This window comes from Streptomyces sp. NPDC016469, from assembly GCF_040632905.1.
GTDB lineage: Bacteria > Actinomycetota > Actinomycetes > Streptomycetales > Streptomycetaceae > Streptomyces.
In genome coordinates this window covers 13,261-26,700 of record NZ_JBEYCQ010000039.1, presented here as the reverse complement: position 1 = coordinate 26,700, position 13,440 = coordinate 13,261, and the positions used below count along the sequence as shown (strand labels likewise).

Annotated in this window: 13 protein-coding genes and 2 tRNA genes; 5 read left to right on the top strand and 10 right to left on the bottom strand. The window is 70.1% G+C overall.

Features of this window, described 5'->3' with window-relative positions:
* Positions 1–145: 145 nt before the first annotated feature.
* The 4 genes from ABZ565_RS31285 to ABZ565_RS31270 form a co-directional block, all read right to left on the bottom strand.
* The gene (locus ABZ565_RS31285; protein WP_018518168.1) at positions 146–829 is read right to left on the bottom strand and encodes an ATP-dependent Clp protease proteolytic subunit; all 684 of its coding nucleotides are present in this window, start codon (positions 827–829) and stop codon (positions 146–148) included.
* Between the two features lie 79 nt (positions 830–908).
* Positions 909–1,514, bottom strand: a complete 606-nt coding sequence (locus tag ABZ565_RS31280; protein WP_266540745.1) for an ATP-dependent Clp protease proteolytic subunit — start codon at positions 1,512–1,514, stop codon at positions 909–911.
* Between the two features lie 264 nt (positions 1,515–1,778).
* Positions 1,779–3,158 (bottom strand): trigger factor, encoded by a 1,380-nt coding sequence (gene tig / locus ABZ565_RS31275; protein WP_361034360.1) that lies wholly within the window; start codon positions 3,156–3,158, stop codon positions 1,779–1,781.
* Between the two features lie 165 nt (positions 3,159–3,323).
* A tRNA-Pro gene (locus ABZ565_RS31270) sits at positions 3,324–3,400 on the bottom strand.
* A gap of 144 nt (positions 3,401–3,544) precedes the next feature.
* On the opposite strand from ABZ565_RS31270, the gene ABZ565_RS31265 reads away from it, so the two are divergent.
* Positions 3,545–3,618 (top strand) — tRNA-Gly (locus tag ABZ565_RS31265).
* A gap of 55 nt (positions 3,619–3,673) precedes the next feature.
* Here ABZ565_RS31265 and ABZ565_RS31260 read toward each other — a convergent pair.
* Positions 3,674–3,868 (bottom strand): hypothetical protein, encoded by a 195-nt coding sequence (locus ABZ565_RS31260; protein WP_361034356.1) that lies wholly within the window; start codon positions 3,866–3,868, stop codon positions 3,674–3,676.
* Positions 3,869–4,320: 452 nt separating this feature from the next.
* Here ABZ565_RS31260 and ABZ565_RS31255 point away from each other — a divergent pair, with 452 nt between their 5' ends.
* On the top strand, positions 4,321–5,472 hold the full coding sequence (locus ABZ565_RS31255) for an acyltransferase family protein (RefSeq protein ID WP_361034353.1): 1,152 nt from the start codon (positions 4,321–4,323) through the stop codon (positions 5,470–5,472).
* 69 nt (positions 5,473–5,541) lie between these two features.
* Here ABZ565_RS31255 and ABZ565_RS31250 read toward each other — a convergent pair whose 3' ends face one another.
* Complete coding sequence (locus tag ABZ565_RS31250) at positions 5,542–6,027, bottom strand: HD domain-containing protein (protein WP_361034350.1); 486 nt, start codon at positions 6,025–6,027, stop codon at positions 5,542–5,544.
* A 145-nt stretch (positions 6,028–6,172) separates the two neighbouring features.
* Between ABZ565_RS31250 and ABZ565_RS31245 the strand changes: the two genes are divergently transcribed.
* Positions 6,173–7,357 carry a cation:proton antiporter gene (locus tag ABZ565_RS31245; RefSeq protein WP_361034347.1) on the top strand — a complete coding sequence of 395 codons (1,185 nt, stop codon included), beginning with the start codon at positions 6,173–6,175 and terminating at the stop codon, positions 7,355–7,357.
* Positions 7,358–7,359: 2 nt separating this feature from the next.
* Here ABZ565_RS31245 and ABZ565_RS31240 read toward each other — a convergent pair whose 3' ends face one another.
* The 4 genes from ABZ565_RS31240 to ABZ565_RS31225 form a co-directional block, all read right to left on the bottom strand.
* A complete protein-coding gene (locus ABZ565_RS31240; protein WP_361034344.1) occupies positions 7,360–8,505 on the bottom strand; it encodes a PP2C family protein-serine/threonine phosphatase in 1,146 nt (381 codons plus the stop codon).
* A 105-nt stretch (positions 8,506–8,610) separates the two neighbouring features.
* Entirely contained in the window at positions 8,611–9,420 is an 810-nt protein-coding gene (locus ABZ565_RS31235) for a DNA-formamidopyrimidine glycosylase family protein (protein ID WP_361034341.1), read from the bottom strand.
* A gap of 73 nt (positions 9,421–9,493) precedes the next feature.
* Positions 9,494–9,982 (bottom strand): ribose-5-phosphate isomerase, encoded by a 489-nt coding sequence (locus ABZ565_RS31230; protein WP_361034338.1) that lies wholly within the window; start codon positions 9,980–9,982, stop codon positions 9,494–9,496.
* Between the two features lie 131 nt (positions 9,983–10,113).
* On the bottom strand, positions 10,114–10,707 hold the full coding sequence (locus ABZ565_RS31225; protein ID WP_361034335.1) for a biotin transporter BioY: 594 nt from the start codon (positions 10,705–10,707) through the stop codon (positions 10,114–10,116).
* Between the two features lie 387 nt (positions 10,708–11,094).
* Between ABZ565_RS31225 and ABZ565_RS31220 the strand changes: the two genes are divergently transcribed.
* Both ABZ565_RS31220 and ABZ565_RS31215 read left to right on the top strand, forming a co-directional pair.
* Complete coding sequence (locus ABZ565_RS31220) at positions 11,095–12,507, top strand: amino acid permease (RefSeq protein WP_361034332.1); 1,413 nt, start codon at positions 11,095–11,097, stop codon at positions 12,505–12,507.
* A 138-nt stretch (positions 12,508–12,645) separates the two neighbouring features.
* Positions 12,646–13,287: a superoxide dismutase gene (locus tag ABZ565_RS31215; protein WP_073965192.1), complete on the top strand. Its 642-nt coding sequence runs from the start codon at positions 12,646–12,648 to the stop codon at positions 13,285–13,287.
* Positions 13,288–13,440 lie beyond the last annotated feature (153 nt).

Here is a 13,440-nt window from a genome sequence, read left to right as displayed (position 1 = left end):
CCTTCGCCTGGGAGACGCCTGGTGCAGCGGCTCCTGTGCCTCTATCCGACGGTACCTTGCCTGGCCCCCCATGCGGGCCCCCCTTGGCACGGTTCACACGGCCGGAGCCGGGTACCGCAGCCGTGCCAAGGGGTGAAGGCGCATGTCAGGCGAGCGCGCCGGCCGCGCTCTTGCGCGTCGACACGATCTGGTCGACAAGGCCGTAGGCCAGGGAGTCCTCAGCGGTGAGGATCTTGTCGCGCTCGATGTCGTCGCGGATCTTCTCGATCGGCGTGGTGGAGTGCTTGGCCAGCAGCTCCTCCAGCTGGGTCCGCATGCGCAGGATCTCGTTGGCCGCGATCTCCAGGTCGGAGAGCTGCTCGCGGCCGGTCTGCGAGGACGGCTGGTGGATCAGCACGCGGGCGTTCGGCAGGGCCATGCGCTTGCCCGGGGTGCCGGCGGCGAGCAGGACCGCGGCGGCGGAGGCCGCCTGGCCCATGCAGACCGTCTGGATGTCCGGCTTCACGAACTGCATCGTGTCGTAGATCGCGGTGAGCGCCGTGAACGAGCCGCCGGGGCTGTTGATGTAGATGGAGATGTCCCGGTCCGGGTCCATCGACTCCAGGCACAGCAGCTGCGCCATGACGTCGTTGGCGGACGCGTCGTCGATCTGCACGCCGAGGAAGATCACGCGCTCCTCGAAGAGCTTCGCGTACGGGTCGTACTCACGCACGCCCTGCGACGTGCGCTCCACGAAGCGCGGGACGATGTAGCGGTTGTCCACCTGCGGGCCCGTGTAGAGGCCGCTCGCGGAGGCGCCGGGGAAGTTGTTCATGTGGGTGTTCACCATCCTGGTGGCGTTCTGTGGCTGGGTGTCTCGGCGTACGAGAGATGCGCGGTGCGGTACGGGCGCTGTCCGGGGGTCCGGATCAGGCGCCGGTGCCGCCGCCGCCCGGAACGCCCGACGCGATCGAGATGATCTCGTCAATGAGGCCGTAGTCCTTGGCCTCCTCCGCGGTGTACCAGCGGTCGCGGTCGCCGTCGCGGATGATCGTCTCCACGGTCTGGCCGGAGTGGCGGGCGGTGATCTCCGCCATGCGCTGCTTGGTACGCAGCAGGTACTGGGCCTGGATCTTGATGTCCGAGGCCGTACCGCCGATGCCGGCCGATCCCTGGTGCATGAGGATGTCGGTGTTCGGAAGCGCGAAGCGCTTGCCGGCGGTGCCGCCGGTGAGCAGGAACTGGCCCATCGAGGCCGCCATGCCCATACCGATGGTGACGACGTCGTTCGGGATGTACTGCATGGTGTCGTAGACGGCCATGCCGGCCGTCACCGAGCCGCCGGGGCTGTTGATGTAGAGGTAGATGTCCTTGTCCGGCTCTGCGGCAAGGAGGAGCAGCTGCGCGGTGATCTTGTTGGCGATGTCATCGTCCACCTGCTGGCCGAGGAAGATGATGCGCTCGCCGAGCAGTCGGCTGTAGACCTGGTCGCCGAGGCCACCACCGAGGGACGGCTCTCCGGCGGCGTAGGGCATCAGATTCGTCACGTATCCACCTGCTCGTCTCTGACGGCTCCGGCCGTCTCAGCGTCTTCGTACCGGGTGGGCCGGGACTACCCGACCCTTCCTTCATGGACCCTAACGCGCAGGTGGAACAACGCCATCCCGCTTCCGCGACTGTTCGCTGGGAGCGCAAGCTCCGCAGCTGGCACAAGGGTTGTGGCGCGGCGTCCGCCGGTACGACGACGGGCTCCGGACGCGGTGGCGTCCGGAGCCCGTCGTACGGGGTCAGCGCGAGGGTCAGCCCTCGTTCTTCTCCTCGGAGTCGGTGGCGGCCTCGGTGGCCTCGGCCTCCGTGGTCTCCTCCTCGTCATCCTCCAGTTCGACGACCTCACCGTTGGTGTCGACGACCTTGGCGGCCTCGACCACGACGGCGAGCGCCTTGCCGCGGGCGACCTCGCCGACGAGCATCGGCACCTGGCCGCCCTCGACGACGGCCTGGGCGAACTGGTCCGGGCTCATGCCGGAGGAGGCGGCGCGCCGCATGAGGTGCTCGGTGAGCTCCTCCTGGTTGACGTTCAGCTTCTCCTTGTTGACGAGCTCGTCAAGGATGAACTGGGTCTTGATGCCCTTGACGGCCTGCTCGGAGGTCTCGGCCTCGAACTCCTCGGCGGTCTTGCCCTGGATCTCCAGGTACTTGTCGAGGGTGAGCCCCATCTGGCCGAGCTGGTGGTGCTCCAGGTTGTGCTTGCGGGTCTGGACCTCGTCCGCGAGCAGCTTCTCCGGGATCGGGACCTCGGCGAGCTTGAGCAGCTCCTCCAGGACGCGCTCCTGGGCCTGGGTGGCCTGGTCGTACTGCTTGGTGTTCTCGAGGCGCTTGCGGCTGTCGGCCTTCAGCTCCTCCAGCGTGTCGAACTCGCTGGCCATCTGGGCGAAGTCGTCGTCCAGCTCGGGGAGCTCACGGGCGGCGACGGCGGTGACCTTGACGGTGACCTCGGCGTCCTTGCCCTCGGCGGAGCCGCCCTTCAGCTGCGAGGTGAAGGTGGCCTCGCCACCGGCCTCCAGGCCGGTCACGGCCTCGTCGATGCCCTCGAGGAGCTCGCCGGAACCGATGGTGTACGAGACACCCTCGGCCACGCCGTCCTCCAGGACCTCGCCGTCGACCTTGGCCTCCAGGTCGATCGTGACGACGTCGCCCTCGGCGGCGGCGCGCTCGACCGGGTTGGTGGAGGCGAAGCGGCCGCGCAGCTGCTCGACGGCCTTCTCGACGTCCTCGTCGGTGACCTCGATGGCGTCGACGGTGACCTCGATGCCGGAGTAGTCCGGGATCTCGATCTCGGGGCGCACGTCCACCTCGGCGGTGAAGGCCAGCAGCTCGCCGTCCTTCAGCTCCGTGATGTCGACCTCGGGCTGGCCGAGGACGTTCAGCTCACCCTCGTTGACGGCCTCGGTGTAGAACTTCGGGAGCGCGTCGTTGACGGCCTCCTCCAGCACAGCACCACGGCCGAACCGCTGGTCGATGACCCGGCTGGGGATCTTGCCCTTGCGGAACCCCTTCACCGTGACCTGCTGGTTGATCTTCTTGTACGCCGCGTCGAGGCTGTCCTTGAGCTCCTCGAAGGGCACCTCGATGCTGAGCCGAACCCGGGTCGGGTTCAGGGTCTCCACGGCGCTCTTCACGGTTCGGTCTCCTTGGTGGCTGACTTCTTGGGGTTCTGCTCCGCCGCACGGGAGGCGGCTTCGCGGACCGAGCCCGGTACATCAGACACACGGGCACGCATTTTGCATAGTAACGGCAAGGGGGAGAACTCCCGCAACGCGATCTTGTCCACGCGATCTTGCCAGTGGTCGGGGTGGCCGGATTCGAACCGACGACCTTCCGCTCCCAAAGCGGACGCGCTACCAAGCTGCGCCACACCCCGTCGGTGCGACACGTAGGGTACATGCAGCAGGGCACCGCGCCGGCCGCTTTCGGTGGGGCCACGCCAAGGGGTGTGCGGGCAGCGCCCGCGACCCGCTACGATGCTTGTCGTGCCGCGGTCCTTGTGACCTGCGGTGCGGTGCATGCGGGCGTAGCTCAATGGTAGAGCCCTAGTCTTCCAAACTAGCTACGCGGGTTCGATTCCCGTCGCCCGCTCCAATCGCCGAAGGGCCCGGTCCGGTGGACCGGGCCCTTCGCGTCGTGGCCGGACGGCTCAGAAGTTGATCTGGCCTATCGAGTCGATGATCGAGTGCATGAACCGGTTGATCGACGGCCCCATGCCGGTCGGCGCCAGGAAGAAGCCGAAGAGCGCCGCGACGATCGCGGGGCCCGTCTTGATGGAACCGCTCCGGATCATGACGACCAGGACGATCCCCAACAGAAGCACCACAGACAGCGAAATGGCCACGACTGCTCACACCTTCGGTCGGTCCGCCTTGCCGGCCCGGAGATGTGCGGCCGTGCACCCTCCGTCGCCTCCATCGTGCCACCAACTCCCGCCGGGGTGTTGCCGGGTGACGTATCGACCTGTCGATATCGCGCCATCTTGCGCCCCTTGCGCCCCCCTGTGCGCCGGGCCGGGGCGGGGCCGCCCGCCGCGTACGGGACCGCGGACGTGTGATCTCCGGAAATATGCGACGGTGATCGTTTCCGTATCCACACACTTCATTCACAGGGGAATTCGACGCCGAACGCGAGGTAATTCACTTCGGTCAACTGCCTGCCGGATTGCCCCATTTGATGGGTATTAAACGGTTCATAACGGGCACATTTCGCTGGTTTGCCATTTGATATGCAGGGAAGACGCGCTATTCAACAGCGGTTTTACGGATGGCAATCGAGACGTCTAGGGTGCCTGAGATGTTCCACGCTCCGAACGCAATGCAGAGGGCCACACTCCCCCCGGCGACCGAGGAGGCGGAGCCCAGACGCCCTGCCTCGACGGCGACCCGGGAGGCCCCGGCACCGGCAGCGGAACGGCCCGCTCGGAGCGGCGGGGCCAAGCAGCGTGACGCCTTCTTCGACAACGCCAAGTACCTCGCCATCGTGCTCGTCGCGGTCGCCCACTCCTGGGTCCCGGTCATGGACGGGAGCCGGACCGGCCGGGCGCTGTACATGGTGGTCTACACGTTTCACATGCCCGCCTTCATCCTCATCTCGGGCTACTTCTCCCGGTCGTTCGACCTGAGCCCCAAGAAGGTGAAGCGGCTCGTCACCGGTGTCGCCGTGCCCTACGTGGTGTTCGAGACGGCGTACTCGCTGTTCCGCCGGTACGCGAACGACCAGCCGGACGCGGCCGTCAGCCTGCTGGAGCCCTGGTACCTGACCTGGTTCCTGGCCGCCCTGTTCATCTGGCGGCTCACCACGCCGATCTGGCGCACCCTCCGCCATCCGCTGGCCGCTTCGCTCGTGATCGCCGTTCTCGCCTCGCTCGCGCCCAGCATCGGTGACGACCTCGACCTGCCGCGCGTCCTGCAGTTCCTGCCCTTCTTCGTGCTCGGACTCCAGCTGAAGCCCGAGCACTTCGAGCTGGTCCGCCGCCGCGAGGCCCGGCTGTTCGCGCTGCCGCTCTTCGCCGGGGCGCTGGTCTTCGCGTACTGGGCGGCGCCCCGGATGCAACTGGGCTGGTTCCTGCGGGACTCCAGCGCCCAGGACATGGGAGCGCCGTGGTGGTCGGGCGCGGTGATGACCCTGGCGATGTTCGGCTGCGCGACCCTGCTGACGGCCGGGTTCCTCGCGCTGGTCCCGCGCCGCCACATGTGGTTCACGGTGCTCGGCGCCGGCACCATCTGCGGCTACCTGCTGCACGGCTTCCTGGTGAAGGGCGCCGACTACGCGGGGATCTTCGACGACCACGCGTGGCTGGTCGGTCCGGCGGGCCTGGTGATCGTGACCGTGGTCGCCTCCACCGCCGTCACCCTGCTGTGCACGCCGCCGGTGCGGCGCGTCCTGCGCTGCGTGACCGAGCCGGACATGAACTGGGCGTTCCGCCGGGACGCCGCCAAGATCTGACGTCTCCCCGCACTTCACGAAGCCCGGCCCCGGTGGCCGGGCTTCGTCGTGTCCTCGGGCGGTGTTGGCTCAATCCCGTCGTTCCGAGGGCGTGTCCGGTGCGGTGAGCCCCAGTAGCTCCCGTACCCGCGCATATTTCGCGGTCAGCCGGGTACGCGTGGCCGGCTCCAGCACCGCCAGGCGGGCCGGGTCGGCGTTGTGGGCGAGGTCCGCCTCCTTGATCAGCAGGGCGCCGGGGGTGGCCAGGATGCGCCGGGTGTACGCCTCCGGCTCCTCGCCCGCCCGCTTGGTGACGGCGAGCACCATGTCCTTGACCGCCTGCGGCAGCGCGGCCCCGGCCAGCCACTCGGCCGACAGCGCGTCGTCCTCCACGGCGTCGTGCAGCCAGGCCGCGGCGATCTGCTCGTCGCTGCCGCCTCTGCTCCGTACGCCCTCCGCGACGGCCGCGAGGTGTTCCGCGTAGGGGCGGCCGGCCTTGTCCCGCTGGGCGGCGTGGGCCTCGCGGGCCAGGGCCTCGACCTCGGCGAGGGTCAGCTGAGCGTGTGATGCGGTCATGGCGAGGACTCTAGAACCCCTTCGCGGAACGGCCCAGAGAGTTGCGACGTCAAACGTTCGGTAAACTAACTGCTGACCATTACTTGACGATCTCTTGACTCTTCGAAAGGTCAGGCTCATCGGACACGCAGAGACGCTCATCGCCATGGGCGGCGCCTTCCTCGCCGCCGCGGTTCTCGCCCGCGCCGGGCGCCGCATCGGACTGCCCACCATCCCCCTGTTCATCCTGGCCGGAATCCTGCTCGGCCCGCACACCCCCGGCATCGTCCTCGTCGCCGACCCGCACGACCTGGAGATGCTCTCCGCGCTCGGCCTGGTGCTGCTCCTCTTCTACCTGGGTCTGGAATTCCACCTGGACGACCTCAAAGCGGGCGGCCGCAAGATGGCCCTCGCCGGGGGCACCTATCTCGCCCTGAACGTCGGCGCCGGGCTCGGCTTCGGCTTCGCGCTCGGCTGGGGCACCTCCGAGGCGCTGGTCCTCGCCGGGGTGCTCGGGATCTCCTCGTCGGCCATCGTCACCAAGGTGCTGGTGGACCTCGGGCGGATCGGCAATCCGGAGACCCGGCCCATCCTCGGCATCATCGTCGTGGAGGACGTCTTCCTCGCTCTGTATCTGGCGGCCCTCCAGCCCATCCTGTCCGGCGCCGACAGCCTCGCCGCGGCGGTGACCGACGGCGGCAAGGCGTTCGGCTTCCTGCTGCTGCTCGCCCTGGCCGCCCGGTTCGGCACCCGGGTCGTCGGCAAGCTGATCGGAACCAAGGACGACGAGCTCCTGGTCATCTCCTTCCTCGGCGCCGCCGTCCTGGTGGCCGGGATCTCGGAGTGGTTCGGCGTCGCGGACGCGATCGGCGCCTTCATGGTCGGGCTGATGCTCGGCAGCACGTCGTCGGGCGAGCGCATCCTCAAGCTGGTGCACCCGCTGCGCGACGCGTTCGGCGCGATCTTCTTCTTCGCCTTCGGGCTCTCCATCGACCCGGGCGACCTGCCCCCCGTGCTCTGGCCGGTGCTGGCCGCCGTCGCGGTCACCCTCGCGATGAACGTGTGCGCCGGGATCGCCGCCGCCAGGGTGTACCGCTTCGGCCCGCAGGCCACCGCGAACATCTCGACCACCCTGGTGGCGCGCGGCGAGTTCGCCCTGATCCTCGCCACGATGGCGGCGGGCGCCGGTCTCGACGAACGGCTCTCCCCGTTCATCGCGGGCTATGTGCTCGTCCTCGCCGTGCTGGCCCCGCTCGCCGCCGGGCGCTCGCACTGGCTGGCCCGCCTCCTGCCGGGCAGCCCGGAACCTGCGCTCCCCGAACCGGTCGGCGCCGGTTCGGGACTTCCGTGAGTTCAGGACTTCCGTGACAGGAGCAGCAGGGCCCGGTCGTCGTTGACGTCCTTGGCGCACGCCTCGATCAGGTGCCAGGCCGCGCCCTCGAAGCCGGTGCTGACGTAGCGGTCGGCCTCGCCGGTGAGCCGGTCGATGCCCTCCGCGATGTCCCGGTCGGACGCCTCCACCAGTCCGTCGGTGAAGAGCATCAGCACGTCGCCGGGGGCGAGATGGCCCTTGACCGGGTCGAACTCGGCGCCGTCGTACACCCCGAGCAGCGGGCCCTCCGCCGCCATCTCCTCCCATTGGCCGCTGCCGGCGTGGAGCTGGAGGGCCGGCGGGTGGCCCGCCGAGAGGAGTTCGTAGTCGCCGGTGTCCAGGTCGAGGACCAGGTGGATCGAGGTGGCGAAGCCCTCGTCCCAGTCCTGGCGGAGCAGGTAGCCGTTGGCGGCGGGCAGGAAGCCGTGCGGGGGCAGCGAGCCGAGGAGCCCGCCGAAGGCGCCGGACAGCAGCAGGGCGCGGGAGCCGGCGTCCATGCCCTTGCCGGAGACGTCGGTCAGGACGGCTTCCAGGGTGCGGCCGCCGTTGGTCCGGGCCGCGACGACGAAGTCGCCGGAGAAGGACTGCCCGCCGGCCGGGCGCAGCGCCATCTCGCGGTGCCACCCCTGCGGGAGGCGGGGCAGCGAGCTCTGGACGCGGATGCGTTCGCGCAGGTCGAAGAGCATGGTGCCGCCGCGTCGCCAGGGCACTCCGACCCGGGCGCGGAACTGGGCGAGGACCAGCCCGAAGAACCCGCAGGCGGCGACGGTGAGCACGGTGCCGGGGGTGACCCTGGCGGGGCCGTCCTCGTACGGACCGAGCCAGACCGACTCCACGATGAGGGCGACGGCGGCCGCCGCGTACAGGCCGAGGAGGCTGGCGGGGCGCAGCAGCAGGCCGCCCGCGACGATCGGCAGGACGAGCATGGTGGGCGCGCACCAGACCGGGTCGACCAGGGTGAGGCAGGTGATGACCGGGATGACCAGGAACAGACCGGCCAGGGCGATCCAGTCGGAGCCGTCGCCGCGGAAGTAGTCGACCCCGGACCGGCGCAGCGTGGTGTAGACCCGGTGCGCCGATTTCCGCCATCGGGCCGGGTACGTCTCTGCTCCTGCGCGTCGGGCCATTGCCGGGACCTTATCCACCCGGCGGCCTCCGGTGCAGGGGGACCCCGTGACAATGTGTTCGAAATCGGCCCGACCGGTGCCGTACTCGCGCGTAGGCCGTGCGGATTACGCGGACTGGCAGCCGGGGCACCAGAAGAGGTTGCGGGCGGCCAGGCCGGCGGTGCGGATCTCGGTGCCGCAGACGTGGCAGCCCTGGCGGGCGCGCCGGTAGACGTAGACCTCGCCGCCGTGGTCGTCCACGCGGGGCGGGCGGCCCATCGCCTCGGGCAGGTGCTCGGGGCGGACGGTGTCGATCCGGTTGTGGCGTACGCCCTCGCGCATCAGTGCGCGCAGGTCCGCCCAGATCGCGTCCCACTCGCGCCGGGTGAGGTCCTTGCCCGCCCGGTACGGGTCGATGCCGTGCCGGAACAGCACCTCGGCGCGGTACACGTTGCCGACGCCCGCGATGACCTTCTGGTCCATCAGCAGGGCGGCGACGGTGATCCGGCTGCGGGAGATCCGCTGCCAGGCGCGTTCGCCGTCCTCGCCGTCGCGCAGCGGGTCGGGGCCGAGGCGGTCGTGTATCGCGCGCTTCTCGGCGTCCGTGATCAGGGCGCAGGTGGTGGGGCCGCGCAGGTCCGCGTGGTGCGCGTCGTTGACCAGGCGCAGCCGGACGGTGTCGGTGGGCGGCGGGGCCGGCACCGTACCGAAGTGCAGCTTGCCGAAGAGGCCGAGGTGGATGTGGACCCAGCCGGTGTCGCCGAAGGAGAGGAAGAGGTGCTTGCCGTGGGCGTCGGCCGTCTCCAGGACGTGGCCGTCGAGCAGTGCGGCGCTGTCGGAGAACTTGCCCTGCGGGCTGCTCGTCCGCACCGGCCGGCCGGCGAAGCGCTCGCGGTGGTCCGCGGCGAGGCGGTGGATCGTGTGTCCCTCGGGCACGGTCGCGGGTCTCCTGGGTGGTGCGGGGGCGGACATGACTGTGCCGCCGGACGGACCGGCGGCACAGGGGGGGTCAGCCCTGCTGCGGGTGGTGGGCGGGGACCGGGGGGAGCTCGCCGGTGTTCTCGTACGCCGTGAGCATGTCGATGCGGCGGGTGTGCCGCTCCTCGCCGGAGTACGGGGTGGAGAGGAAGATCTCCACGAACTTGGTGGACTCCTCGACCGTGTGCATCCGGCCGCCGATGGCGATCACGTTGGCGTCGTTGTGCTCGCGGCCGAGCGCGGCGGTCTGCTCGCTCCAGGCCAGTGCGGCGCGGACGCCCTTCACCTTGTTGGCGGCGATCTGCTCGCCGTTGCCGGAGCCGCCGATCACGATGCCGAGGCTGCCCGCGTCGGCGGCCGTCTTCTCGGCGGCGCGGAGGCAGAACGGCGGGTAGTCGTCCTGGGCGTCGTAGATGTGGGGACCGCAGTCGACGGCCTCGTGGCCCTGGGCCTTGAGCCACTCGACGAGGTGGTTCTTGAGTTCGTAACCGGCATGGTCGGATCCGAGGTACACGCGCATGGGAGGAGTGTGGCACGTGCGGCGCGCCGGCGCCGACGACGGGGTGCGGTGTGCCCGGTGCCGGGCAGAACGCGCGGAGGCCCGCCGTTCCGCGGTGCGGTCCGGCGGGCCTCCACAGAGGTCCTGCGTGGTCAGCCCCGGCGGCCGAGGAGCTTCCAGGAGGCGGGGAGCGCGCCCATGGCCAGGGCCGCCTTCAGCGCGTCGCCGAGCAGGAACGGCGTCAGGCCCGCGGCGATCGCGGCGCTCGCCGACATGCCGGTGGACAGCGCCAGGTACGGCACGCCGACCGCGTAGATGATCGCCGAACCGAGGACCATCGTCCCGGCCGTGCGCAGCGCCGAGCGGTCGCCGCCGCGCCGGGCCAGGCCGCCGACGACGGTGGCGGCCAGGAGCATGCCGAGGACGTAGCCGAAGGAGGCGCCGCCCGGGCCGGAGCTGCCGGCCGAGAACCACGGCATGCCCGCCATGCCGACGAGGGCGTACACGGCGAGGGAGAGGAAGCCGCGGCGGGCGCCGAGCGCGGTGCCGACGAGGAGAGCCGCGAAGGTCTGGCCGGTGACCGGGACCGGGGAGCCCGGGACCGGCACGGCGATCTGGGCGGCTATGCCGGTGAGCGCGGCGCCGCCGAGCACCAGTGCGGTGTCCACGGCGTAGCGGTGCCGGGCGGCGGGCAGCAGGTCGGCGAGGACCGCTCCGGTGCGGGCGGGGGCGGCAGCAGTGCTCATCGGGGACTCCGCGGGGGTGAGGGTGGAGACGGACTGACCGTGACGCTATCCGACCGGGCCGCGCCCGATCACCATCAACGGCCCACAAAGCGGCGATCGGGGCGTTGGTGGGATTCACACAAGGCGGGTGGCGCAATCATCGCGGAGCGTGATGCTTGTCACGGAGGTGAGCGGGGATGCGCCCCGGGCGGGTCGGGAAGGCGCACGGGAGCGGGACTGTGAACTCCCTCCAAAGGCGCGGTACGTGACGGTGGCCCACCGCCCGCCGCCGCGTGCGCGCCCGGTGTGGACCCGGTGACCGTATAGCGGACGGTGGTTACCGGCGAGCGGATCACGTGTCCAGACTGGGAGAACGTCCCCGTCTCACCGACCGAACAGAGCCCGTCCATGTCCCGGACCTCCGCGCCCTCCCCCACCGGCTCCCCGGCCAACGCGCCGGACACCGGCCCCGACTCGCCCCTGTCGCACGGGCTGAAGCAGCGCCATCTCTCGATGATCGCCCTGGGCGGTGTCATCGGCGCCGGGCTCTTCGTCGGCTCCGGAGCAGGCATCGCCGCCGCGGGCCCCTCGATCGTCATCGCGTACGCGGTCTCGGGGCTGCTGGTGATGCTCGTGATGCGGATGCTCGGCGAGATGTCGGCGGCCCATCCGGCGTCCGGCTCGTTCTCGGTGCACGCGGAGCGGGCGATCGGGCCGTGGGCCGGGTTCACGGCGGGCTGGGCGTTCTGGGTGCTGCTCTGCACGGCCGTCGGCCTTGAGGGGATCGGCGCGGCCAAGATCGTGACGGGCTGGCTGCCGGGGACCCCGGAGTGGGCCTGGGTGGCCCTGTTCATGGTGGTGTTCCTGGGCACGAACCTGGCCTCGGTGACGAAGTTCGGCGAGTTCGAGTTCTGGTTCGCCGCGCTCAAGGTCACCGCGATCACGCTGTTCCTGGTGCTGGGCGTGCTGGCGGTCCTGGGCGTCCTGCCGGGTACGGACGCGCCGGGCACCGCCAACCTCGGCGGCGAGGGCGGCTTCCTGCCGAACGGCCCGGACGGCCTGGTCATCGGGCTGCTCGCCTCCGTGTTCGCGTACGGCGGCCTGGAGACGGTCACCATCGCGGCCGCGGAGTCCGAGGACCCGGTGCGGGGCGTCGCGAAGGCCGTGCGGACGGCGATGTGGCGGATCGCGCTGTTCTACGTGGGCTCGATGGCGGTCGTCGTCACGCTGGTGCCCTGGGACGACCCGAAGGTGGTGGAGGTGGGGCCGTTCTACGCGGCGCTGGACCACCTCGGCATCGGGCAGGCGGCGCAGATCATGAACGTCGTCATCCTGGTCGCCCTGCTCTCCGCGATGAACGCCAACATCTACGGCGCCTCGCGCATGGCCTGCTCGCTGGTGTCGCGCGGTCAGGGCCCGAAGCGGCTGGGCCGGGTCTCCGGCGGGGTGCCGCGCACGGCGGTCCTGGTCTCGTCCGCCTTCGGCTTCCTGTGCGTGCTGCTGAGCTACTGGCGCCCGGACGACGTCTTCCCGTGGCTGCTGAACATGACCGGTGCGGTGATCCTGGTCGTCTGGATCTTCATCGCCGTCTCCCAGCTGGTCCTGCGCGCCCGTCTGGAGCGCGAGGCGCCGGAGAGGCTGGTGGTGCGGATGTGGCTGTTCCCGGGGCTGACGGTGGGGGCGCTGCTCGCCATGGCCGGCATCTTCGTCCTGATGCTCCGCCAGCCCTCGACCCGCGACCAGCTGCTGGCATCGGGCGCGCTGACGTTGGCCCTGGCGGCGATCGGGGCCGTACGCCAGCGGCGGCGCGCCGGAGTCTGAGCCGAACCCCCGTGGACCGTACGAAACACCGGGTCCTAAGCCGAAGGGCTGACCCGGTGTTTCGCGTTGCTGCTGTTAGCCTGCTGTTGCATAGATGTTGCAATAACAACTTGTCAGCAGTTGGAGGGTTCGAAACCAATGGCCACGTACACGCTCCCGGAACTCCCGTACGACTACGCCGCGCTCGAACCAGTCATCAATCCGCAGATCATCGAGCTCCACCACGACAAGCACCACGCCGCGTACGTGAAGGGCGCCAACGACACCCTGGAGCAGCTGGAGGAGGCGCGGGACAAGGAGGCGTGGGGGGCGATCAACGGCCTCCAGAAGAACCTCGCCTTCCATCTGTCCGGCCACATCCTGCACTCGATCTACTGGCACAACATGACCGGCGACGGCGGCGGCGAGCCCCTGGCCGCGGACGGTGTCGGCGACCTCGCGGACGCGATCACCGAGTCCTTCGGCTCCTTCGCCGGCTTCAAGTCGCAGTTGACGAAGGCCGCGGCCACCACGCAGGGCTCCGGCTGGGGCGTCCTCGCGTACGAGCCGGTCAGCGGCAAGCTGATCGTGGAGCAGGTCTACGACCACCAGGGCAACGTGGGCCAGGGCTCGACCCCGATCCTGGTCTTCGACGCCTGGGAGCACGCCTTCTACCTCCAGTACAAGAACCAGAAGGTCGACTTCATCGAGGCGATGTGGGCCGTCGTCAACTGGCAGGACGTGGCCAAGCGCTACGCCGCCGCCAAGGAGCGCGCGGACGTGCTGCTGCTCGCCCCCTGAGCCGGCGGCCCCGCAGCGATACACCCCGGACGTCCTGCCTCGTGATCGTCTTCTCACCCTTCACCTGGCAGGCGGATGAAGGGGAGGCCCCCGCCTGGACGTGACAGGCGGGGGCCTCTCTGTCGCCCGTCCCCGGCTGTCATGATGTCCGGC

Coding starts and splice junctions, on each gene's coding strand:
- ABZ565_RS31245 (WP_361034347.1), top strand. CDS start 6,173: ATGGGCGGCGCCTTCCTCGCCGCCGCGGTTCTCGCCCGCGCCGGGCGC.
- ABZ565_RS31255 (WP_361034353.1), top strand. CDS start 4,321: ATGTTCCACGCTCCGAACGCAATGCAGAGGGCCACACTCCCCCCGGCG.
- ABZ565_RS31225 (WP_361034335.1), bottom strand. CDS start 10,707: ATGAGCACTGCTGCCGCCCCCGCCCGCACCGGAGCGGTCCTCGCCGAC.
- ABZ565_RS31220 (WP_361034332.1), top strand. CDS start 11,095: ATGTCCCGGACCTCCGCGCCCTCCCCCACCGGCTCCCCGGCCAACGCG.
- ABZ565_RS31285 (WP_018518168.1), bottom strand. CDS start 829: ATGGTGAACACCCACATGAACAACTTCCCCGGCGCCTCCGCGAGCGGC.
- ABZ565_RS31250 (WP_361034350.1), bottom strand. CDS start 6,027: ATGACCGCATCACACGCTCAGCTGACCCTCGCCGAGGTCGAGGCCCTG.
- ABZ565_RS31230 (WP_361034338.1), bottom strand. CDS start 9,982: ATGCGCGTGTACCTCGGATCCGACCATGCCGGTTACGAACTCAAGAAC.
- ABZ565_RS31240 (WP_361034344.1), bottom strand. CDS start 8,505: ATGGCCCGACGCGCAGGAGCAGAGACGTACCCGGCCCGATGGCGGAAA.
- ABZ565_RS31215 (WP_073965192.1), top strand. CDS start 12,646: ATGGCCACGTACACGCTCCCGGAACTCCCGTACGACTACGCCGCGCTC.
- ABZ565_RS31280 (WP_266540745.1), bottom strand. CDS start 1,514: ATGCCCTACGCCGCCGGAGAGCCGTCCCTCGGTGGTGGCCTCGGCGAC.